This window comes from Martinezella sp. CNPSo 3890, from assembly GCF_057784455.1.
The window spans coordinates 575,225-597,436 of sequence record NZ_JBXSOR010000003.1 but is presented as its reverse complement, the minus strand read 5'-3'; the positions used below and the strand labels follow the sequence as shown (position 1 = coordinate 597,436).

The 22,212-nt window shown below is 60.8% G+C and carries 22 protein-coding genes; 8 read left to right on the top strand and 14 right to left on the bottom strand.

Annotation, left to right across the window (positions count from 1 at the left end; translation table 11 throughout):
* Positions 1–846: metallophosphoesterase family protein (locus AC13RC_RS12815; RefSeq protein WP_488557324.1), on the bottom strand; the 846-nt coding region annotated here is incomplete at its 3' end.
* A gap of 50 nt (positions 847–896) precedes the next feature.
* Between AC13RC_RS12815 and AC13RC_RS12810 the strand changes: the two genes are divergently transcribed.
* The gene (locus AC13RC_RS12810; RefSeq protein WP_113332220.1) at positions 897–1,388 is read left to right on the top strand and encodes an NUDIX domain-containing protein; all 492 of its coding nucleotides are present in this window, start codon (positions 897–899) and stop codon (positions 1,386–1,388) included.
* 15 nt (positions 1,389–1,403) lie between these two features.
* On the opposite strand, the gene AC13RC_RS12805 is transcribed toward AC13RC_RS12810, so the two are convergent.
* A complete protein-coding gene (locus AC13RC_RS12805; RefSeq protein ID WP_488557323.1) occupies positions 1,404–2,393 on the bottom strand; it encodes a glutathione S-transferase family protein in 990 nt (329 codons plus the stop codon).
* Between the two features lie 349 nt (positions 2,394–2,742).
* Here AC13RC_RS12805 and AC13RC_RS12800 point away from each other — a divergent pair, with 349 nt between their 5' ends.
* Complete coding sequence (locus AC13RC_RS12800) at positions 2,743–3,318, top strand: GNAT family N-acetyltransferase (RefSeq protein ID WP_488557322.1); 576 nt, start codon at positions 2,743–2,745, stop codon at positions 3,316–3,318.
* A 33-nt stretch (positions 3,319–3,351) separates the two neighbouring features.
* Here the strand turns inward: AC13RC_RS12800 and AC13RC_RS12795 are convergent, their stop codons facing one another.
* Genes AC13RC_RS12795 through AC13RC_RS12775 form a run of 5 tightly spaced genes read right to left on the bottom strand, consistent with a single transcriptional unit; the run spans position 3,352 to position 10,633 of the window.
* A complete protein-coding gene (locus AC13RC_RS12795; RefSeq protein ID WP_113332223.1) occupies positions 3,352–3,774 on the bottom strand; it encodes a GNAT family N-acetyltransferase in 423 nt (140 codons plus the stop codon).
* Positions 3,775–3,776: 2 nt separating this feature from the next.
* Positions 3,777–5,849, bottom strand: a complete 2,073-nt coding sequence (locus AC13RC_RS12790) for a hypothetical protein (RefSeq protein ID WP_488557321.1) — start codon at positions 5,847–5,849, stop codon at positions 3,777–3,779.
* A gap of 1 nt (position 5,850) precedes the next feature.
* A complete protein-coding gene (locus tag AC13RC_RS12785) occupies positions 5,851–8,676 on the bottom strand; it encodes a DUF4159 domain-containing protein (RefSeq protein ID WP_488557320.1) in 2,826 nt (941 codons plus the stop codon).
* On the bottom strand, positions 8,673–9,593 hold the full coding sequence (locus tag AC13RC_RS12780; protein WP_488557319.1) for a DUF58 domain-containing protein: 921 nt from the start codon (positions 9,591–9,593) through the stop codon (positions 8,673–8,675). The genes AC13RC_RS12785 and AC13RC_RS12780 overlap by 4 nt, the downstream gene beginning before the upstream one ends.
* 26 nt (positions 9,594–9,619) lie before the next feature.
* Positions 9,620–10,633 carry an AAA family ATPase gene (locus AC13RC_RS12775; RefSeq protein WP_113420497.1) on the bottom strand — a complete coding sequence of 338 codons (1,014 nt, stop codon included), beginning with the start codon at positions 10,631–10,633 and terminating at the stop codon, positions 9,620–9,622.
* 167 nt (positions 10,634–10,800) lie between these two features.
* On the opposite strand from AC13RC_RS12775, the gene AC13RC_RS12770 reads away from it, so the two are divergent.
* From AC13RC_RS12770 to AC13RC_RS12760, 3 genes are read left to right on the top strand one after another with little or no spacing between them, the layout of a single operon-like run.
* Positions 10,801–11,424, top strand: a complete 624-nt coding sequence (locus AC13RC_RS12770) for a DUF1285 domain-containing protein (protein ID WP_069612680.1) — start codon at positions 10,801–10,803, stop codon at positions 11,422–11,424.
* Positions 11,421–12,056, top strand: coding sequence for a CoA pyrophosphatase (locus AC13RC_RS12765; RefSeq protein ID WP_488557318.1), 636 nt, complete (start codon positions 11,421–11,423; stop codon positions 12,054–12,056). Before AC13RC_RS12770 ends, AC13RC_RS12765 begins: the two co-directional genes overlap by 4 nt.
* Entirely contained in the window at positions 12,053–13,309 is a 1,257-nt protein-coding gene (locus AC13RC_RS12760; protein ID WP_488557317.1) for a CCA tRNA nucleotidyltransferase, read from the top strand. The genes AC13RC_RS12765 and AC13RC_RS12760 overlap by 4 nt, the downstream gene beginning before the upstream one ends.
* A 42-nt stretch (positions 13,310–13,351) precedes the next feature.
* Here the strand turns inward: AC13RC_RS12760 and AC13RC_RS12755 are convergent, their stop codons facing one another.
* From AC13RC_RS12755 to hemF, 3 genes are all read right to left on the bottom strand, one after another.
* Positions 13,352–13,537, bottom strand: coding sequence for a DUF1059 domain-containing protein (locus AC13RC_RS12755; RefSeq protein ID WP_075851104.1), 186 nt, complete (start codon positions 13,535–13,537; stop codon positions 13,352–13,354).
* A gap of 123 nt (positions 13,538–13,660) precedes the next feature.
* Positions 13,661–13,939, bottom strand: coding sequence for a hypothetical protein (locus AC13RC_RS12750; RefSeq protein ID WP_113332230.1), 279 nt, complete (start codon positions 13,937–13,939; stop codon positions 13,661–13,663).
* Between the two features lie 194 nt (positions 13,940–14,133).
* Positions 14,134–15,045: an oxygen-dependent coproporphyrinogen oxidase gene (hemF, locus tag AC13RC_RS12745; RefSeq protein ID WP_113351843.1), complete on the bottom strand. Its 912-nt coding sequence runs from the start codon at positions 15,043–15,045 to the stop codon at positions 14,134–14,136.
* 174 nt (positions 15,046–15,219) lie between these two features.
* Between hemF and AC13RC_RS12740 the strand changes: the two genes are divergently transcribed.
* Entirely contained in the window at positions 15,220–15,477 is a 258-nt protein-coding gene (locus AC13RC_RS12740; RefSeq protein ID WP_113332232.1) for a hypothetical protein, read from the top strand.
* An 89-nt stretch (positions 15,478–15,566) separates the two neighbouring features.
* Here the strand turns inward: AC13RC_RS12740 and AC13RC_RS12735 are convergent, their stop codons facing one another.
* Complete coding sequence (locus AC13RC_RS12735) at positions 15,567–16,718, bottom strand: hypothetical protein (protein WP_488557316.1); 1,152 nt, start codon at positions 16,716–16,718, stop codon at positions 15,567–15,569.
* 94 nt (positions 16,719–16,812) lie between these two features.
* Entirely contained in the window at positions 16,813–17,304 is a 492-nt protein-coding gene (locus AC13RC_RS12730) for a tRNA (cytidine(34)-2'-O)-methyltransferase (RefSeq protein WP_488557337.1), read from the bottom strand.
* A 392-nt stretch (positions 17,305–17,696) separates the two neighbouring features.
* On the opposite strand from AC13RC_RS12730, the gene AC13RC_RS12725 reads away from it, so the two are divergent.
* Entirely contained in the window at positions 17,697–19,550 is a 1,854-nt protein-coding gene (locus AC13RC_RS12725) for an ABC transporter ATP-binding protein (RefSeq protein WP_488557315.1), read from the top strand.
* 40 nt (positions 19,551–19,590) lie between these two features.
* Here AC13RC_RS12725 and AC13RC_RS12720 read toward each other — a convergent pair whose 3' ends face one another.
* Both AC13RC_RS12720 and AC13RC_RS12715 read right to left on the bottom strand, forming a co-directional pair.
* Positions 19,591–19,866: a type II toxin-antitoxin system RelE/ParE family toxin gene (locus AC13RC_RS12720; protein WP_112721478.1), complete on the bottom strand. Its 276-nt coding sequence runs from the start codon at positions 19,864–19,866 to the stop codon at positions 19,591–19,593.
* Positions 19,866–20,141 carry a CopG family ribbon-helix-helix protein gene (locus AC13RC_RS12715; protein WP_113332235.1) on the bottom strand — a complete coding sequence of 92 codons (276 nt, stop codon included), beginning with the start codon at positions 20,139–20,141 and terminating at the stop codon, positions 19,866–19,868. Before AC13RC_RS12715 ends, AC13RC_RS12720 begins: the two co-directional genes overlap by 1 nt.
* Positions 20,142–20,346: 205 nt before the next feature.
* Between AC13RC_RS12715 and AC13RC_RS12710 the strand changes: the two genes are divergently transcribed.
* Positions 20,347–22,209 (top strand): ABC transporter ATP-binding protein, encoded by a 1,863-nt coding sequence (locus AC13RC_RS12710; protein WP_488557314.1) that lies wholly within the window; start codon positions 20,347–20,349, stop codon positions 22,207–22,209.
* The last annotated feature ends 3 nt before the right edge of the window (positions 22,210–22,212 follow it).

Here is a 22,212-nt window from a genome sequence, read left to right as displayed (position 1 = left end):
GCGGCCGGCGATGGTGAAGAAATTATAGGCAGCGCGCGGCTTCAATCCGCCGACCCCTTGCGATGCTGAGGCGATCCCGACGACCGGGACCGGGCCTATGTGGCCGCGCAGCCAATGCAAGGTGTTGAGATGTGTGTGGCCATGCAGGACAAGTTCGGCGCCGCCGGTCGAGATGACGGCCGCAAAACGGCGAATGCCGATCATCCGCTTGTAGAAACTGGTTGCACCGCGAATGGGCGGGTGATGGATCATGACGACACGAAAGAGCCCGGCATCTCCGGCTGCGCGCAGGATATTGACCGTCTCGCGCGCCTGGCGTGAGGAGTAGAAGCCGCTTGCGGCAAAGGGCGGGGTGGCAACCGCTGTGGAGCAGCCTACAAGCGCAACCTGACCGCGGATACGCAGATAGGGGAAAATGCGCTGCTCTTCCTGCCATTCGGCAGGAGCATCGTCGCCGCGGACATAGGGATACCAGGAGCGCATGGCCTTTTCGTAGGCGCCGGGCACATAGGCATCGTGATTGCCGGGAACAACTGAAGTATGAAAGGGATCGCCGACAGTCTTCAGCCAGGCGGCTGCTGTCTGGATCTCCATGCCGCTCGCAAGGTTGACGAGATCGCCGGTTACGGCCAGATGATCGGCCTGTTTCGCCTTGATGTCGTCAAGAAGAAGATCGAGCGTATCGCCAAAAAGATGCTTGCGCCGGTTCCGGTGCCAGTTCACAAATCCGGTAATGCGTTTGGAGGCGAGTTCTCTGATCGAAAGACGTGGCAGTGGACCAAGGTGAACATCGGAAATATGCGCGAGCTTGAACATGGGATGAGACATAGCCCACTCTATTGTCAAAACAAATACATCCCCAATCCAATTGTAGATCGCGACGCCGGGGTTCAGGCATGAGCGAAGACAATCGACGCGACGAAAGGCAGAGTTTGGCTGTGCGTCTGTTCGGCCGCGCGCTGCATGTCTATTTCGTGCTGACCCGCAGCATGACCATCGGCGTGCGCGCCGCTTGCTTCGATCGTGAAGGGCGGATTTTTCTGGTTCGGCATTCCTATATCGCCGGATGGCATATGCCCGGCGGCGGCGTCGAACGCCATGAGACTGTGGAGCAGGCGCTTGAGAAGGAGCTGCGCGAGGAAGGCAATCTGGCGATCTCAGGCAAGCCACAGCTCTTCCACGTCTATTTCAACAATCACACCAGCAAACGCGACCACGTCGTCTTCTATCGCGTCGAGGTTACCCAGACCTCGCCGCGCAAGCCGGACCGCGAGATCGTCGAATGCGGCTTCTTTCCGGTCGATGCGCTGCCGCCAGGCACGACGAAGGCAACCTATCGCCGGCTGAAGGAATTGGAAGGAGCGGAAGCTCCCTCCAGCTATTGGTAGTCTCCGACGCTTGGATCAGGCAGCCTTTGCCAGCCGCTTACGCCCATGCGGGCGATCGAAATCCAGTTCCGGCCCGATCGGCACGATGCCTGTCGGGTTGATGGTCTTGTGGCTGCGATAATAGTGGTTCTTGATGTGCCCGATGTTCACCGTCTCGGCAACGCCGCCGATCTGATAGAGATCCCGGAGATAGGCCGAGAGGTTGGCATAGTCGGCAATGCGCCGGATATTGCATTTGAAATGTCCGACATAGACGGCGTCGAAACGAACCAATGTCGTGAACAGCCGCCAATCGGCCTCCGTCAAGCGATCGCCGAATAGATAGCGCTGTGTTGCCAGCCGCTCATCGAGCATGCCGAGGGTTTCGAAAAGGCGGAGTGCGTTTTCCTGATAGGCTTCCTGCGTCGTCGCAAAGCCGGCCTTGTAGACGCCGTTGTTGACCGCATCGTAGATGCGCTCGTTCAATGCATCGATATCGGCCTGCAGATCGGTGGGATAGAAATCCGCCGTGGAGCCGGTCAGGTCATCGAAGGCCGTATTGAACATGCGGATGATTTCCGCGGACTCATTGTTGACGATCGTGCCGGTCTGCTTGTCCCAGAGAACGGGAACAGTCACGCGGCCGGAATAATGCGGATCGGCCTTGACATAGACCTCCCAGAGCTTCGTCGCGCCGAAGAGATGGTCGACAGTGCCGCCATCCTGTCCTTTGAATTCCCAGCCATTTTCCAGCATCAGCGGATCGACGATCGAGACGGAGATCAGATCCTCCAGCTTCTTCAGCTTGCGGAAGATCAGGGTTCGATGCGCCCAGGGGCAGGCGAGCGAGACGTAGAGATGATAGCGTCCGGCCTCTGCCTTGAAGCCGCCGGTGCCAGTGGGGCCGGCGCTGCCATCCACGGTGACCCAGTTTCGAAACTGCGACGCGGCGCGCTTAAAATGGCCTTTCGTCTCCTTGGTATCGTACCAGACGTCATGCCAGACGCCGTCCACCAACATGCCCATTGCTTGATCCTTTCGGAAAACTGCCGAAACTATATATCTAGAGATACGGCATGCGCGCCGGATTTCGAGACGGCAAATGATGAACACTGCGTCATAGGTGCTGTCGGCGGGCTCATGTGGCGACATGAAGCTTCAGAAAAGACACGATGCCGGCACGATCCTGCATGAATGAACGGCAGGATGCATTTTGCATTGGACGCGCCGAATATTTCCTGCTATCCGGCTTCTCACACTTTAAGGACCCCTTGTCATGAAAGTAACCAGAAGCCTGCGACGACGCCGATGATCTTGAACGCTCCATGAGCGCTTTCGGGAACAATATCGTCCGTCTATCTGGTTTTCTGGGCTAATGTACAAGCACGATCTGGTCTACCTCACTGAGGATGCGTCGCACGACGCTGCTATCGAACTCATCAACGAAGAAGCTTTCGGTCCGGGCCGGTTTACCCGCGCTGCTGCTCGCATTCGCGAGCAGGGACCGCATGACCGATTGCTGTCTTTCATCTGCGCCGATGATGGCGAGACAATCGCTTCCGTGCGGATGACGCCGGTGTTGGCCGGATCGGTCAAGGGACATCTGCTCGGCCCGCTTGCGGTGCGTCCTTCGCACAAGAATAAGGGTATAGGTCGCGAGCTCGTGCGGATTGCAGTGGCCGCTGCTCAGCGCAAGGGATCGGAAGCTGTTATCCTGATCGGCGATCCGCCCTATTATTGCCCGCTCGGTTTCGAGAAGGTCGCCTACAACGCACTGACCTTCCCGGGGCCTGTCGATCCAAACCGGGTGCTGGTCGTGCCGATCGCCGCAGACACGCATGCGCGGCTGCACGGCATGATTGTCTGGCGCGATGATTCCGTTCCGGCTATCGAAGCCGAAGCCGAAGACGATCTGGATGATGTCGTACAGTTCACGGCGATCGCTGTCTAAGGCGCCATCAACGAAAAATCGCCCTGCTTGATGTCAGCGGGGCGATAACGTCTTCTTCAGAAAGAATCGGCTGCGACCGGCCGGGAAATCTGGCAGTTCGCCGAAGATGGCATAGCCCTGCCGTTGATAGGCTTTCAGCGCCTGTGGATTGAAGGTATCGATCCATGCGCCGAAGCAACCGCGGGCGCTTGCCTCCGCTTCCGCCGCCTCCAGCAGCTTTCCGGCCATGCCCTGGCCGCGCAGGCTTTCCGGCACGAATAGCCATTGCGTGAACAGCCATCCCCAGGCGGTATAGCCCGAGATGCCACCGATGGTCTTGCCGGCATCGTCGCGGATCAGAACGGCGAGGGATTGCCGGCCGGATGGCCCGACATCAGCGGTGTTGAAAGCCGTCAATCCCTCACTAATAGCCGCAAGGTCGTTATCCGATGGCGTATCGGTCACGTCGATCTTCATAGTCATTGTCCTTCGCGCCACCATGTGGCGGAGAAAGCAAAGAGAAGGGCGGCGAGACCGGCAAAGCCTGCAAAGAGCGGCAGGGTATTGATCCCCTTCAGCACGGTTTCGTCGGTCATGCGGATGGTCAGGCGCTGACCGTCGGCGACGCGAACGGCGCCGCGCACCGGCAGAACCTGCGGCACCGTCACGCCGCCATTTGCAGCGGCAACGCGGGTGACGAGACCCTTCGTTTTTTGTGCCAGCGGTTTCAGTGTCTCGGTGGTCGAGATCATCGCCTTGAATTCCGGAGCATCGATTGCGCCGATATGAACGAGTGTCGATAGATTGCCGTTGGCGATCTGGTAGAGCCCGATTTCGTTCATATGCTTCTCGGCTTGATAGAGACCCGGCTGGGTCTGCCTCAGCGGCAAGGTTTCCGTCTGGCCGGAAGGCAGTTTGATCGTAGCGGGGCCGGGATCGTTGCCGATCGTCTGGCGCGTTACCTGCAGCGTGCGCCCGGCGGCATTGGCCGTCAGCGCTTCTTCTTCCAGCGCCGGCTCTTTCAGCAGCCAATGGGCAATGCGGCGGTAGAGCGACACATGTGGGCCGCCGCCTTCGAAGCCGCGTGCCCAGAGCCAGCCCTCGTCGGAGAGCAGCATGGCGACACGTCCCTGGCCGACGCGGTTCAGCACCAGCAAGGGACTATTGTCAGCGCCGACCATCACGGTCTGCCCTTGCGGCCTCTCCACATCGACGCTGCGGAACCAGCGGCCCCAATGCGGCGGCTCGGTTTCGGAGCCATCCAGCCCGCGCGTGACGGGGTGCTTTTTGCCCTGGTCCGACAGGCGCGGATAGAAGGCTTTCTCGATCATCTGGCCCGTCGGCTCGGCCGGCAGCACCGAGGCGAGCGGCGTCAGCGCAATCGAACTGCCGCCGGCATGTTCTGGGCCGGCTGCAACCAGCAATGCGCCGCCGTTTTCGACATATTGCGCCATGTAATCATAATAGATCGTCGGCAGGACGTTCTGGCGGTCCTGATAGCGGTCAAAGATGATCAGGTCGAAAGAGCTGATCTTGTCGACGAAAAGCTCGCGGGTCGGGAAGGCGATCAGCGACAATTCGTTGATCGGCGTGCCGTCCTGCTTGTCCGGCGGACGCAGAATGGTGAAGTGCACAAGATCGACCGAGGCGTCCGATTTCAACAGGTTGCGCCAGGCGCGCTCGCCGGCATGCGGCTCGCCCGAGACGAGCAGGACGCGCATGTTCTGGCGGATGCCTTCGATCAGCTGGACCGTCTGATTGTTGATGCCGGTGACTTCGCCAGGCACTTCGGCGACTGCGAATTCGAGGACATTGTTGCCGGCGCGGGGCACCTTGAAGCTGAAGGGCGTGTCCTGGCCGGGCGTCGCCTGCAGGGTGGCGATCTCGTCGCCATTCATCTTGACCGTCACTGCTGCCGTGCCGCCGGGGCTCTTGCCATCGTCGACGACACGGAAGACGAGCTGCTGCTCTTCGTTGACAAGACCGAAGCGAGGTGCACGCACGATCTCGATGCGGCGATCGAATTCGTCCGGTTTGCCCGTGATCAGCCCGTGGACGGGTGCGTCAAAGCCGAGCTGCTGGTTGGCGCCGGGGATATCGTGGATCTGGCCATCCGTCAGGAAGATGGCACCGCCGATACGGGCGGGCGGGACGTCGGCGATTGCCGAGGAGAGGGCAGAGAAAAGCCGTGTCGACGGAGATTCCGATTCCGCCGGATCGCGGAATTCCACGATCCTGGGCTCGATGCGGGGGAATTGCGCCAGCCGATCCTTGAGCATCGCCAGGGCTTCGTCCGTCATCTTCGTACGTTCCGGCGTCTGCTGGCTCAGGCTGCGATCGACCACGACGGGAACGATCGTCGTCAGTTGATCGCGATCCTCCTGCATCAGCACGGGGTTGGCGAGTGCCGCCAGCAGGGCGATGCCCGCCAGAGCGCGTATCCAGCCGCCGCGCAAACGCCTGTAGATCGCCAGCGCCGCGATGGCGAGCGTCAGCACCGCCAGAGCGGCAAGGATAGGCCAGGGGAGGAAGGGGGCAAAACCGATATTCATACTATTGCCCCAAGCGCTGCAGGATATCGGGAACGTGGACCTGATCGGACTTATAGTTTCCGGTCAGCATGTACATCATGATGTTGACGCCAGTGCGGTAGGCATATTCCCGCTGCGTTTCGTCCGGGGGGACGGTCGGCAGCAGCGGCGAGCCATTGTCACCGATAGCCCAGGCGCCTGCAAAATCATTGCCCGTAATCATGATCGGCGTCACCCCGTCGGAGGTCGCGACGGCGTTCGCATCGCGGCGCGCATCCTGACGCGCTTCCACCCAGAGCGGGCTGTCTGCATAGCGGCCGGGGAAGCTCGACAGCAGGTAGAAGGACTTGGTCAGCACATGGCCGGCGGGCACGGGCTCCAGGGGAGGAATATCGAGGTTGGCGAGGATCTGCTGCAGTCGCTGGCCGTTGGGGCTCGGTGACGAAGTGTCGCCCATCGTGTCGATGGCGTCACGCGTGTCGAAGAGCACGGTGCCGCCGTTGCGCATATAGGCGTCGATGCGGTTGATGGCGTCGTTGGACGGCATCGGCGCGGTTGCTGAAATCGGCCAGTAGATCAGCGGGTAAAAGGCGAGTTCATCCTTGGCAGGATCCACCCCTACCGGCGGGCCTGGTTCGAGCGTCGTACGATAGGTGAGATAGTCGGAGAGGCCGGCAAGACCGCGCTCTGAAATGTGATCGACGTCCGTTTCGCCTGTCACCACATAGGCAAGATGTGTCTTGTCGAGCCGCGAGAAGATGGCGTCGTCGCCCGGTTTGGAATCGTCGGCCAGAGCGTTTGCCGGATGCAGGAATATGGCGAGCAAGACGGCCAGCAGCAGCATCGCCGCACCGCCCGCAATCGTCTTGGCCGATCTGCCCAGGCGTGGAAAGGCACCGTTCATGAACAGCACGATGATGCTGTCGGCGAGCAGCAGGAGGAAGGCGAGGGTAAAGAGGATCGGCTTTGCGGACCAGGCCTCGCCCCCGATAAGGCCTTCGCGCGCGACAGCGCCGGCCGCCGAGGTATCCAGCGGCTTGAGCACTGCGCCGCTCGGCAGGGTATTGAGCGCGCTGAAGCCCTCTTCGGAACCATAGAGGCCGGGCGGGTTGTCGAAACTTGCGACTGCGGCTCCCTTGGTGCTTGGTTCCAGCGGCCGGGCGCTGCCGATCTCGCTCGTCAGCACGCCCTTGGCGGTCAGGAGCCGGTAGGGTGGCATTGCTTCACTTGCCTTGGAGGCAGCCGCTTGCCCCGGCGCAACGCCGCCGGCACGCGACAGCTGGACGATGCGGCGCAGCATCTCGACGAAATCGCCTGATATCGGCAGATCGGACCATTGTGGCTCGGCGCTGACGTGGAAGAGCACGATACGGCCGGCCTGCATCTGCTTTTCGGTCACCAGCGGCGTGCCGTCGGCAAGGCTTGCCCAGGTGCGCTCGGCGAGATCCGGTGTCGGCTCGGCCAGAACCTGCCGTTTGATCAGGACATCATCCGGCTTCGGCATGCCGGCGAAGGGGCCGAAAGAGGGGAAATCGGCAAGCGGCTGCGGCTCGGCCCAGGAAAGAGCGCCGCCGAAGGTGCGCTCGCCCTGCCGCAAAGTGACGGGAACGAGAGGATCGTCAGCGGGTGCCGCGGCAAGCCGCGGTCCGGCGAAGCGGACGAGCGTACCGCCATTCTCGATCCATTTTTGCAGCGGTGCGTAGGTTTCCTGCGGCAGGCGGCCGACATCGGCCATGATGATGACGGAGGGATTGCCCGCAAGCAGTTGGGGGATCGACTTTGCCAGATCGGCGCTGTTGGGCTGAGTGAGATCGGCATAGGGCTGAAGGGCGCGCTGGATATAATAGAGTGGCGACAGGATCGGCTGGAATTCGTCGGCGGCCTGTCCGGAGAGGAGCGCCACGCGTCGGCGGCGAAAACCGTCGTCCAGCAGATAGACGCTGCCGGCGCTTGCCTGTCGGTCGATGCTGATGCGCGCGAAATCGTTGCGCATTTCGAAGGGCGCTGCAATGGAGCCGGTCGCAACCGTCTGCCCGCCTGCGAAGTCAAGCGAACCGGCGGCGATTGGCCGTCCCTGATTGTCTTGCGCCGTCAGTCCGAGGCGCATCGGGCCACTGCCGTTTAGCCGTGTGGCCGTGACGGTCATGTTGCTGGCGGTATTGGCTGCGCCGGTGAGCGCGACGATATCGCGGCCGTCGCCCTCGATCAGCCGCAGCTCACTCGGCTGCAGCGCGGCAAGGCGGCTGACGATATCGTCCTTGTCCTTGCTCTCGATACCGTCGGAAAGGAAAGCAATAGTACCGGGCTTGCTGCTGTTGAGCGCCGCCTTGACGGCGCCGGCGGCGCGTTGCCGATCCGGCACCAGTGGTCTCGGGTTCATCGCATGCAGTTTGTCTCGGGCCGATGTCGCGGCACCCGGTGTCGCATCATTGCTCTGTTCGGCGGTGAAGGCGATCGAGACCGGAATACCCTTGGCATCGGCATCGTCGATCAGCGCGTCCGCCGTGCGCACGCGGCGTTCCCAGTCGGAGACGCTTGCCCAGCTATTGTCGATCATCAGCACCAGCGGGCCGCTGCTCGACAGCGTGTTGGTGCGCGGATTGAACATCGGATTGGCGATGGCAAGAATGACCAGAGCGGCAAGCAGCATGCGCAGCAGCGTCAGCCACCATGGGCTGCGCGCCGGGGTTTCCTCACGTTTGAGGATAGCAGCCAGAATGCGGAGCGGCGGGAACACTTCGGTGCGTGGCTGCGGCGGGGTCAGGCGCAGCAGCCACCAGATCGCAGGAAGCAGAATGAGCGCTGCCAAGATGGCCGGCGAAGCGAATGCAAAGGAGAGACCGCTCATGGCTGGCCTCCAGACGCGACCCTCGCGGGCATGCCTGAGAGATACATGTGCACGGCGACCAGCGCTTCGGAAGCCAGGTGGTCGGTGCGGTGGCTGACGAAGGTCCAGCCGAGATGGCGCAGCGATTGGCCGAGATTTTCGCGCCGCGCGAGATAGGCGCGCTGATAATCGTCACGCAGGTTTTCCGCGCGGCCGGCGATCAGCTTCGAGCCCGTTTCGGGATCGCTGAATTCGGTGCGCCCGCTATAGGGAAATAGTTCTTCGGCGGGGTCGGCAACCTCGATCACATGACCGCGTAAGCCACGGCGGGCCAGCGGTCCGATCCTGCCCATCACGCTATCGGCATCGTCGAGAAAATCGCCGATCAGCACGATATCGCTCCAGCCGCGGATCATTGATGTCTGCGGAAGGCCGCCTTCGAGCGGCGTATGCATCAGCGCTGCGGCCAGGCGTTCGGCAGCGTTGCGGGTCGAAACCGGCTCCATGATGCCGGGGCAGCCGATGCGCTCACCGGAGCGGGACAGGATTTCCGCCAGCGCCAGCATCAGGACGAGCGCGCGGCCTTCCTTGGACACATGGCCATAGGTCGATTTATACATCATGGATGGGGAGAGATCGGCCCAGAGCCAGATCGTGTGAGCGGCTTCCCATTCATGATCGCGGATATAGGTATGATCGTCGCGGGCCGAGCGTCGCCAGTCGATGCGCGACAGGCTTTCGCCTTCGGTATAGGGGCGGAACTGCCAGAAATTCTCGCCGATGCCGCGCTTGCGCCGGCCGTGCCATCCGGCGATGACGGTATTGGCGATGCGCTTGGCTTCGACAAGGCAGTCCGGCACGAGTGCGGCGCGACTACGGGCTCGGGAGAGGGCATCGTTGCCTGAGGTCGGTCTGACGGTCTGTCCGATGGATGCCACGCGCTATACTCTCCTCGACATCCGGGTCACGACTTCGACTGTTTGACCAGCCCTGAAATGACATCGCGTACGGACATGCCTTCAGCGCGGGCTGCGAAAGTCAGCGCCATGCGGTGTTCCAATACTGGCTCGGCGAGTGCATGAATGTCGTCGATCGACGGTGCAAGCCGGCCTTCGTAAAGGGCGCGGGCGCGGGCGCAGAGCATCATCGCTTGGCCGGCACGCGGACCTGGACCCCAGGCGACATGCTTGTCCGTCGAGGCATTGCCCTGGCCTGGGCGGGCCGAGCGCACGAGCGACAGGATCGCATCGACGACGCCGTCACTGACGGGCATCTGGCGGATGAGTTGCTGGATTTCCAGCAAGCGTTCGGCGTCGATGACCGCCTGTGGCGTCGCTTCGCTTAAGCCGGTGGTTTCGAGCAGGATGCGGCGTTCATCCGCAAGCTCGGGATAATCGACGTCGACCTGCAGCAGGAAACGGTCGAGCTGGGCTTCCGGCAGCGGATAAGTGCCTTCCTGCTCCAACGGATTCTGTGTTGCGAGAACGTGGAAGGGAGCAGGAAGGTCATAACGTTGGCCGGCGATGGTGACGTGATATTCCTGCATGGACTGCAGCAGGGCGGACTGCGTGCGCGGCGAGGCGCGGTTGATTTCGTCGGCCATCAGCAATTGCGCGAAGACCGGACCCTTGACGAAACGGAAGGAACGGCGGCCGGTTTCGTCCTGGTCCATGACTTCGGAACCGAGAATATCCGAGGGCATGAGGTCCGGCGTGAACTGCACGCGGTTGGAGGCAAGGCCGAGAACGGCGCCGAGTGTCGTCACCAGCTTCGTCTTGGCGAGACCCGGTACGCCCACCAGCAAGGCATGACCGCCGGCGAGCACGGCCAGAAGCGTGTTTTCCACGACGCTTTCCTGACCGAAAATGACCTTCGACACCTCCTGGCGAACGGCGGCGATATCGCCCAGTGCCTTTTCGGCTGAGGCAATGATGGCCTGCTCGTCGAGGCTCGTTTCGGTCGATTTGATCATGCCCATTTGCGTCTCCAATGGCAGAAAAACGGTGCGCGTGATTCGCAGACGTTACACATTTGCCTCATAATCAATACAACTTATCGCCAGCAAGACCGCTGACAAGCACGTTTCAAATGACTATCTCGTGAGAACTGTCATATTCCTGACTAACGACCAACCGGGACAGAAGAATGGCAACCGAGGAAATCAGGACAACGGGCGATGCCGCAAGCCTCGCGGCGCTGATTTCGCGTGCGGCTGGCGATAGCGGCGGCTCCAAGAAGGGTTTGCCGCCCGTCGATCGCTGGAATCCGCCCTTCTGCGGCGATATCGACATGGAGATCCGCGCCGACGGCACCTGGTTCTATCTCGGCACGCCGATCGGTCGCGCGCCGCTGGTGCGGCTATTTTCCACAGTTCTGCGCAAAGACGAGGATGGGAAGACCTATCTCGTGACGCCTGTGGAAAAGGTGGGTATTCGCGTGGTCGACGCGCCGTTCGTGGCCGTCGAGATGAGCGTAACGGAGCGTGAGGGCAGACGGGTGCTGACCTTCCGCACCAATGTCGGCGATGTCGTCGAGGCTGGCAGGGATCATCCAATCCGCTTCGTCATCAGCGGTGAAAACGATGAATTGAAGCCTTATCTGCATGTCCGGGGGCGCCTGGAGGCTCTGGTGACGCGTGCGGTCATGTACGATCTCATCGAGCTTGGTGAGCCCGTCGTGATTGCCGGGCGAGAGATCTTCTGCGTGCGTTCCGGCAGCTCCATATTTCCCGTCATGCCGGTTGCCGAACTGGATGCACTGACTCGATGAATGAATTTCCCCTTTATTCCGCGGATGAATTCCGCCGTCGCGCCCTCCATCAGAGTGGCGGACCGGTGGAGCTTGCCTGGCGCGATCACGGCGATCATCTTCTCAATCCCGAGACCATTTCACAGGTCGCGGACCTGAAGCTCAAGGATGCCGCCGTGCTTGTGCCCGTCGTTGACAGCGGCGACGATGCCAAGGTGATCTTCACGCTTAGAACTTCGACGCTGCGCAAGCATTCGGGCCAGATCGCCTTTCCGGGTGGTGCCATCGATCCAGAGGACGCGTCGCCGGAAATGGCGGCGGTGCGCGAAGCGGGCGAGGAAATCGGGCTTGCCGATATCTTCATCGAGCCCGTCGCGCGGCTGCCGCACTATCTGGCGGCGACGGGCTTTCGCATCACGCCTGTTCTTGCCGTGGTGAAGCCGGGCTTTCACCTGGCTCTCAACCCGACCGAAGTGGAGGATGCCTTCGAGGTGCCGCTCTCCTTCCTGATGAATCCCGACCATCATGTGACCGACACGATGCACTGGCAGGGGACGGAACGCCATTTCTACCGCATGCCCTATGGGCAGCGCATGATCTGGGGCATTACCGCGGGCATCGTCCGCACGCTTTATGAAAGGCTTTATACATGACGTCCGTTGCCGATGAGGCCTGGTTTCGCGATGAGGCATTGCAGCGGGTGCTGGCGCTGCTCGATGCCGATGGCGGCGAGGGGCGCGTGGTCGGTGGTGCCGTCCGCAACAGCCTGATGGGGCTGCCCGTCGCCGATATCGATATAGCCACAACTCTTTTGCCGGAAACGGTTGTGGAACGAGCAGAGGCGGCCGGAATCAAGGCGGTACCAACAGGCATTGCGCATGGCACGGTCACTCTGGTCATCGACGGAAAGCCGTTCGAAATCACCACCTTGCGACGCGATGTGGAGACGGATGGGCGGCGCGCCGTAGTGGCCTTCAGCCAGGATTGGCAGGCCGATGCCGAGCGGCGGGACCTGACGATCAATGCGCTCTATGCATCCGCCGACGGCGAGATCGTGGATCTCGTCGGCGGGCTTGCCGATCTGGAACGCCGCAATATTCGGTTCATCGGCGATGCTGCGACGCGGATTGCCGAGGATCACTTGCGCATCCTGCGCTTCTTCCGCTTCTTCGCCTATTACGGCAGCGGCCGTCCCGATGCCGATGGCTTGCGCGCCTGTGCCGCCGCAAAGTCGAAGATATCAACGCTCTCAGCTGAGCGTGTCTGGTCCGAAATGAAGAAGCTGCTAGCGGCTCCGGATCCGGGCAGGGCTCTGCTCTGGATGCGCCAGATCGGCATTTTGACGGAAGTGCTGCCGGAAACCGAAAAATGGGGCATCGACGCCATTCCTGGGCTGATCGCCGCCGAACAGGCTCTCGGCTGGCTGCCGGAGGCTCTACTTCGCCTTGCGGCCATCGTGCCGCCCGATGCGGCAAGGCTTGCCAAGCTTGCTGAACGGCTGCGCCTCTCGAAAGCGGAAGGCTCCTATCTGCAGGCCTGGGCGAATGCGCCCATCGTCAAGGACGATATTTCAGAGGCGGCCTTCGATCGCCTGCTTTATCGCCATGATCCGACCGGCGTCGCGGTTCGCCTTAAGTTGGCGCTGGCCGTTGCGCGGAGCAAGGCGGAAGGCGATTTCGAGGAAATGGCCCGCGTGGCGCGGCTCGGGAAATTGTTGGAACGGACGGCAAAATGGAAGAAGCCGGCTTTTCCGCTCAATGGCGCTGATGCGCTTGCCGCGGGCGTCAATGCGGGTCCGCGCGTGGGCGAGCTTCTTGGCAAGATCGAGCAGGAATGGCTCGATGGGAATTTTGCGATGAACCGGGCGAGCCTTCTCGCCCGACTCAAGGACTTAGCCAACGCCTGATAATGAGACCTGCATAGCGGGACTGACTGGCCAGCCTGCCGATCAGGCTGCGTTTGCCTCGTCGCGAATTCGGGCCTTGATATTGTCGACCATGTTTTCGCGGATGATGGTTTCGCCATGCGCTTCGCGCATGTGCTCGACCGCGCGACGAACCACCTCGGCGTCATCCTTGGCGCGAGTATGCCAGGCGCAACCGGGCACGAGCGTACCACATTCGAACAGTCGCATATCTTCCTCCTCATCTTTCAGCGGATTCTCGCCCTACAAAGGACCTGAAGACCTAAACGCAACGAACGAGAAAAGGTTTCTGCCGTCCGGCAAGTCTCCAGCTTGCCGGCGGCTTTCCGGACATTAATCCGGCATCGCCCAGGATTTGAAGCAATCCGACGATTGATAGCGAGTGATAGGCACTTGCTTGGCCGAACGATCGGCCGCGAAGCGGGCGATATCGCTCGGTGATTTGCCCGCCAGCTGCATCCTCACCTGCTCTATGAAGCAGGAAAGGGGCAGATCGGATCCACTGCGGATCCGCATATCCTCCGCCAGTCGGATGATGAACTCTGGACTATCGACTGTGCGCGAAAGTTTCCGTTCTTTCGAAGCTTCCGTGACTTGTTTCTCTGCTGCCATTACAACCTCCTCCGATTGAAACGAGCATTAGATCACTTAGGCACTCCTCCCGCCGATTTCAGGACACCGTCCGATCATTTCATGTTGAACGTCTCAGCGCATCGCGATCTTTCGGATTCGTTCGCTGCGCTTGAAGTTCGAAGCTTTCCCTGCGTCGTTATCGCAAATCGCCGCCTGCTTTTGCGCGACGTGTCTTAGGGCCAGCGCACCACCGGCGGCAGAGACGATAGGATCGACTCCACGTTGCCGCCTGTCTTCAGTCCGAATATTGTACCCCTATCGTACAGCAAATTGAACTCCACATAACGTCCGCGACGAATTAATTGCTCGTCGCGATCCTCTTCCGTCCATGTTTCGTTGAAATTCGAGCGGACAATGCGCGGGTAAACCATCGCGAAGGCGCGGCCGACGTCGCGGGTGAAGGCGAAATCGGCATTCCAGCCGCCGGCGTCTTCCGAAGAATGCAGCCAATCGAAGAAGATGCCGCCGATGCCACGCGGCTCGTTGCGGTGCTTCAGGAAGAAATATTCGTCGCACCAGCTCTTGTAGCGTTGGTAGTCGGCGACGGCGTGGCGGTCGCAGACGATCTGCATGGCGCGGTGGAAGAGAGCGCTGTCGGGATCTTCCTGGGTGCGTCGGCGATCGAGTACCGGCGTCAGGTCGGCGCCGCCGCCGAACCACTGGCTCGTCGTCACCACCATGCGCGTGTTCATATGCACGGCCGGCACGTTAGGATTGACGGGGTGGGCGATCAGCGAGAGCCCCGAGGCCCAGAAGCGGGGATCTTCCTCGGCGCCCGGAATCTGGCTGCGGAAATCGGGAGAGAATTCGCCATAGACGGTCGAGGTGTGGACGCCGACCTTCTCGAAGACGCGCCCCTCCATCATCGACATGCGGCCGCCGCCGCCCTGGCCCTTGTCCCTCTGCCAGTCCTTGGCGACGAAGCGGCCTGGTTCCTGGTCGGAAAGGGGGCCGGTCAGCTCGTTCTCCAGCTGCTCGAACTCAGCGCAGATCGTGTCGCGCAGACCCTCGAACCAGTGTCGCGCTGCCTCTTTCTTTTCTTCAATATCCTCGGGTAATCCCTTGGGAAGATTGGGTCGTTCCATTCATGCTCTCCGACGGTGCGAGCAGCCGGCGGCCCGCGATTCGCACCGTATGTATCGTGAGTTGGAATATCAGCAAGATTGCGGCGCAGCCAGTGCAGCAACGCCGCAGGAGAATCGACTCGCAAATTTCACAATGCGGTATTATGTTCCCTCTCTCAAAGGCGAGGTTTTATCATGAGGATACCTGGACCGCCGCCCCTAGACGGGTTGAGAAACAGAATATTCCGCTACCGGCAGGACCATCCCGCCGGTGGAAAGAGCGAATTCGTTCGCGAGACCTTTTGTCTCAGTCGCCCCGAAGCGCGCGAAAAGGCGCGTGAATGGTTCAACGAGTTCCCGAAAGCCGCCTATTGGACCGAGGTCGAAAGCTGGCGTCAGGTCGACGGCGATCGCATCGAATTCACCATGCGGCGCTTGCCATCGGCGGACTGAACTGAACGATACGGCGCTCGCATCGACGGGTGATGGCTCTCGAAGTGTGTTCCCGTTTCTCCGAGGCGGGCTGGCGATTGGTCGTCAGCTCAATGCGGCATGGTCGGTGGCGGATCATCCGGCGGGCCGAACGCGGGCGGCTGAGCGCTTGGCATAGGCCTCGCGGAGAAAGCTTTCTTGACCTTCTCGATCGCAGTCGTATTACCGCCGGTCGAAGGCGGCGGAGACTTTGTCTCCTGTATTGCCGCCGGTTCGGCCGCGGCACCGAGCTTTGCAGCTTGGTGTTCTTCAGCTTTCTGATCTTCGGCAATGGGTGATGCCGCGAGAATCTCCATCAGCGTGATGGTCACCGGCAGGTGGCCGCCCAAATCGGTGTTCGTGTGATGCCATGCATGCGCGACGCGCTGATCGGCGTGGATGAACCGTCGGGAATTGATCTCTCCAAACCAGTCCCACTCGCCCATGACATCGATGACATCGTTGAATACCGGAGGCATTGCGATGCGCGCGCCGATCGTCACGATCTTCGTATGCCGCGCCAGCTCAGCAACTCGTCCTTCATCCTGCTTCGAGAGGTTATGCAGGGCGGCAGAAAGGACGAGATTGCCTTTGGAGTGTCCCGCCAGCAGAGGGAAGGAGAGTCGGGGATCGGCGAGAAGCGCCTGTACCGTTCTGGTGTCCAGGCTGGTGCGGGCAGCCGTTTCATTGCGCTGCGCTCCAACCTTGGGTCGGCCGGCAAGGTCATCCAGGCTTTCAAGCAACGGCCGCAGCCCCCTCAAATGACCGAAGAAAAACGATCCGCCAAAGGCTTCAGTGATGGCGTCGGCGATGCCGTAGCCTGAGACGACAACGGCGACTGGTGCGTCGATCGCATCGGCCACGTTGCGGGCAAATGCGGCGGCACCGAGCGCGGAACCGCCGATGCCGGCGACTGCGAGCGCCCGGGCATTGCCGCCGCCGCGCAAGACAAATTCATCGATGGTTTCGCAGAGGGTGAGCGCCCCAAGGCCGCTCGGCGGCACGAGCAGGATCGCGCCTTCGGCGGCGAGCGAGTCACTGATGTAGAAAGCTTCCTCGGGTGTAATAACCTTGACGTCGTAGAACAGCGCATCGAGAGCGAGGTTCCGCTGGCGAAGGCCCTCAAGCGCAAGGTTGCGCAAAGGGGAGTGCTGGAGCCGTTCGGGGAGGCTCAATGTACGTGCGAACTGCGTCAGGGAAAGTGTGAATGCCGTCTGGAACATGGGTCACCTCGCCAAGGCTGCCTGAGTTAGAGCATTCCAGAGCGAAGCTTCTCACACTTTATCCGGCGTGCCAACGCCTATTCGGGTGCGACATTCAGGCCCGGTGCGGCCCCGGTGCGGTAAGCGGCGGCCATTGCGTTTGCCGCAAGGCTTCCCCCGATATCATGGCGGCCGACATCGCAACATTGATGGAGCGTTGGCCCTCCACCATGGGGATCAGGACGCGGCCATCGGCCTTTTCATGCACATGCTCCGGCACGCCGGCGCTTTCGCGGCCGAAGAGGAGGATATCGTCGTCGCGGTAAGCAAAATCCGTGTAGCGCTGGGCCGCCTTCGTCGAAGCGAGCACCAGCCGTCGTCCGCTTTCCTGCCTCCATATCTCGAAGCGTTCCCAATTAACATGCCTGGTCAGAGTGACGGCGGCGAGATAATCCATGCCGGCGCGCTTCAGATTGCGGTCCGATATGTCGAAGCCGGCCGGCTCGATAATATCGACGCCGAGGCCGAGGCAGGCGGCGAGCCGCAGGATCGTGCCGGTGTTGCCGGGAATGTCGGGTTGGTAAAGGGCGATGCGCAGTTTTGTCATATGCTGCAACTAGCGAAATCGCCTGGATTTGTCTCAGATTTTTCGCGCGCCCTTCATTTCCGTGATGTCTCCCATAAAGAGAATTGAAGGATTCAGCCCATTTTTCAGGCATATTTCGCTTTTCAAACAGAAAAAGTCGCGCTAAAAGACGGGCGCTCTACAACTTGCGAAAGAAGGAGGCACAGATGGATATCTTGTTTGTGATAATGCGCCTCCAGGCCGTGAACCCACGGATTTGACTGGCGCTACAAGGCGCGTATTCGCAAGTACCCCCCTTCTTTAAGTCATTGCGCGGCCGGCATGGCCTCGTTGTTTTATCACCCGGCCACCATATGAATCTGCGATCTTTCAGCGCAGTGGGTGGTCGAAGGGTCGAGTTTTGGAGCATTTCAATGTTTAGCTGGTTCGAACGCCGACTAAATCCATTTCCGAGCGAGGTGCCGGATACGCCGCCGCGCGGCCTTTTCGCCTTCTGCTGGCATTATTCCAAGCCGGCTCTGCCATGGCTGATCGCCATGAGCATCCTCACCATGTCGATCGCGATCGGTGAGGTGGCGCTGTTCCAGTTCCTCGGCGATATCGTCGACTGGCTGACACATGCGGATAAGGCGACCTTCCTGCAGACGGAATGGCACAAGCTGTTCTGGATGGGCGCGATGGTGCTGATCGGCTTGCCGGCTGCGGCGATCCTCGACAGCTTCATCATGCACCAGGTACTGCTCGGCAACTATCCGATGATCGCGCGCTGGCAGATGCACCGCTTCCTGCTGCGCCACAGCATGACCTTTTTCGCCAATGAGTTCGCCGGCCGCGTCGCCACCAAGGTGATGCAGACCTCGCTTGCCGTGCGCGAGACGGTCATGAAGATCCTCGACGTCTTCGTCTACGTGTTCACGTACTTCCTGTCGATGATCCTTGTCATCGCGGCGGCTGACTGGCGGCTGATGATTCCGATCCTGGTCTGGCTTGGCGTCTATGTCGCCATCGTCGCCTATTTCGTGCCGGTGCTGCGCAAGATCGCCGCGCAGCAGGCCGATGCGCGTTCGATGATGACGGGCCGTGTGGTCGACAGCTACACCAACATCGCCACGGTGAAGCTGTTCTCCCATGCCGGCCGCGAAGAGAAGTATGCGAGGGCCGGCATGGAGGAATTCCTCGATACCGTGCACAAGCAGATGCGCAAGGTGACGCTGTTCCACGCCTCGGTCTATTTCAACAACTGCGCGGCGCTGTTCATCGTCTCGTCTCTGTCGATCTGGTTCTGGCTCAGCGGCTCGATCTCCGTCGGCTCCATCGCCATTGCCATCGGCCTTGCCATGCGCGTCAACGGCATGTCGCAGTGGGTGATGTGGGAAGTCTCGGCGCTCTTCGAAAACATCGGCACCGTCTATGACGGCATGGAGATGATGACGAAGCCGCACGATATCGTCGACAAGCCGGCAGCATCGCCGATCGTGGCCCAGCAGGGTGCGATCCGCTTCGACCACATTCGCTTCCATTACGGCAAGGCGAAGGGTGTCATGGAGGATCTGACCCTCGATATCCGTGCGGGCGAAAAGGTCGGCCTTGTCGGCCGCTCCGGTGCCGGCAAGACGACACTGATGAACCTGCTGCTGCGCTTCTACGATCTGGAGGGCGGCCGCATCACCATCGACGGCCACGATATCGCGGGCGTAACGCAGGACAGCCTTCGCTCGATGATCGGTGTGGTGACGCAGGACACGTCGCTGCTGCACCGATCCATCCGCGACAACATCGCCTACGGCCGTCCGGACGCGACCGACGAGGAAATCATCCAGGCGGCCAGGCGCGCCAATGCCTGGGACTTCATCGAGGGGCTGGTGGATATGCATGGCCGCACCGGGCTCGACGCGCAGGTCGGCGAGCGGGGTGTCAAACTGTCAGGCGGCCAGCGCCAGCGTATTGCGATCGCCCGCGTCTTCCTGAAGGACGCGCCGATCCTGGTGCTCGACGAGGCAACCTCGGCGCTCGATTCCGAAGTGGAAGCAGCGATCCAGGAAAATCTCTTCGCGCTGATGCATGGCAAGACGGTGATTGCCATTGCCCATCGCCTGTCGACGCTGACCGAGATGGACCGCCTCGTCGTTCTCGACAAGGGTCGGATCATCGAGATGGGCACACATCAGGAACTGGTCGAGGAGGGCGGCATCTATGCCGAACTCTGGAGCCGGCAATCGGGTGGGTTTTTGGCGGATCACGAGGAGGCCGAGGCGGCGGCGGAGTGATGAAGGGAACATTGGGGTGCTTCGGCACCCCATCATTGTTTCAGCGATCTTCTCGTCCGTGCCATATGCGCAGAATGAAAACAGTCGAGCCTGCAATTTCGTAGCGCATTTCATAAGCGCCTACCAGGATGCGCCTGACGTCGCGAGGCTCGAATTCTTCAAGTCTTTCCCCGATGCGCGGATGCTGAAGGAGCTGCAGCGGAGCGGATGAAAGAGTTTGTGCGGCTCTGATTGCCGCAGGCCTGTTGACCGGTGCCAGAAAGTCGTAGACGCGGATCAAATCGGATTGTGCTTTCGCAGTCCACTTGATTTCGATCAACGGGATTGAGCCTCGTCTTCCGACGTGCCCAAGTCGCGCACCCAATCCCAAATAAGCTGATGGTCGACAACATTCCCGGCATCCACATCGGCCAGTGCTTCAAGTGTCAGCCTATGACGCTCTTCCTGCAGAGCGACCCAATCATTGAGTGCTTGCTTCACGATCCATCCCCGGGAGCGCTCCAGCCGAGCGGCTATCTGGTCAACTTTTTCCGCCAACGACAGCGGAACATGTGTCGTCAGAACTTTCGTGTCGGCCGTCTTGTTGTTCATTTCGATCGCGTCCTATTCCTTCCTATAAAATAGGCGAATGATGGGTTTTGTATAGATTTATCGGATTCAATCTTTCTGATTAAGTTTGATTAAATCACCGATGAAGAACGGAACTCAAGTGCGCGGCGGAACATGAAGAAAATATAACCTTTTCTGCGGCGCGCCGTGAGTTTGCGCGTGTCTCAAAATTCCCTATATCGCTGGCATGTTCATCCGTTCCGTGTTCCGTCTGTTCGAGACCTGGATTGATCCTTACTATCGCAGCGGCGATCTTCGGCCGCCGCGGTCGCTTGGTGCCTTCATCTGGTACTATGTCGGTCAGGCCAAGGGACCTTTCCTAGCAATGGCGGCACTCGGCGGGGCGGTCGCCATGCTCGAAGCGGCGCTGTTCTGGTTCGTCGGCCATCTCGTCGACATCCTTGACAAGGTGAAGCCGGGCGAGGGGTGGTCGGGGCTGCTTGCCGGCCATGGCGCGGCGCTGCTCGGCATGGTTTTCGTCGTGCTCGTGGTGCGCTTCGTTGTCGTCAGCCTCGGCGCATTGGTCGAGGAACAGGTGGTCGTGCCAGGGTTTCTCAATCTCGTGCGCTGGCAGGCTTATCGCCATGTTGCGAGGCAGTCCGTCGAATTCTTCCAGAACGATTTCTCCGGCCGTGTCGTCACCAAGGTCTGGTCGGCGGGGCAGGCGACGGGCGATCTTGTCGTCTCGCTGCTGCAGGTCGTTTGGTTCATCATCATCTATGCCGCATCGACCATCGCGCTGGTCGGCGGGCTGGACTGGCGGCTGGCGCTGGTCATCGCGGTCTGGATCGGCGTCTTCTCCCTGCTTGCGCGATATTTCGTGCCACGCATCCGCCGGCATGCGCGCAACGCGGCCGAAGCGTCCTCGATGCTGAACGGCCGCATGGTCGATGCCTACGCCAATATTCAGACGTTGAAGCTCTTTGGCCGGGAGGAGCAGAACGACCACTACATCCGCAATGGTTTCGACCGCTTCCAGGCCGCCGTCATGCCGTTCACACGATTGTTGACCGGCGTGCGCTCATCGCTGGCGCTGCTGTCAGGCGTCATGATCACCACGATCGGCGCGCTCGCCGTCCATCTCTGGCTGGCGGGTGAAATCTCGACCGGAGGCGTCGCCTTCACGCTCAGCATGGTGCTGCGCCTGAACATGCTCTTCGGCCGAATGATGTCGCAGTTCAATGCCATCATGCGTAATCTCGGCACCATTCAGAATTCAGCCGAGATGATCTCCGAGCCCATCGGTCTGGTCGATCGGCCTGATGCCAAGGATCTGGTCGTCACCGGGCCGGAAATTCGTTTCGACGATGTGACGTTTCACTATGGGCGCGGCGGCGGCATCATCGACAATTTTTCTCTCAACGTACGCGCGGGGGAAAAGGTTGGCATCGTCGGCCGCTCGGGAGCGGGCAAGACGACGCTCGTCAATCTGCTGTTGCGTTTCTACGATCTTGAGGGCGGGCGTATCCTGATCGACGGACAGGATATTGCCACCGTCAGGCAGGAGTCGCTGCGTAGCGCGATCGGCATGGTGACGCAGGACACCGCTCTCCTCAATCGCTCCATCCGCGATAATATCCTCTTCGGTCGGCCTGACGCTACCGACGAGCAGATGGTGGAGGCGGCCCAGCGGGCGGAGGCGGATCGCTTCATCACCGCTCTCGAAGATCAGAAGGGGCGCACCGCTTATGCCGCCCATGTCGGCGAGCGCGGTGTCAAGCTTTCAGGCGGCCAACGCCAGCGCATTGCGATCGCGCGCGTCATGCTGAAGGACGCGCCCATTCTCGTGCTCGACGAGGCGACGTCCGCGCTGGATTCGGAAGCTGAGGCCGTGCTGCAGTCCAATCTGGATAGTCTGATGAAGGGCAAGACCGTGCTTGTGATCGCGCATCGGCTGTCGACCATCGCCAAGCTCGACCGGTTGATCGTCATCGACAAGGGCGAGGTCATCGAAGAGGGGACGCATGACGAGCTGATCGCTCGCGGTGGCCTCTATTCCGAACTCTGGGCACGTCAGTCCGGCGGTTTCATTGCGGCGGATGCCGATTGAGCC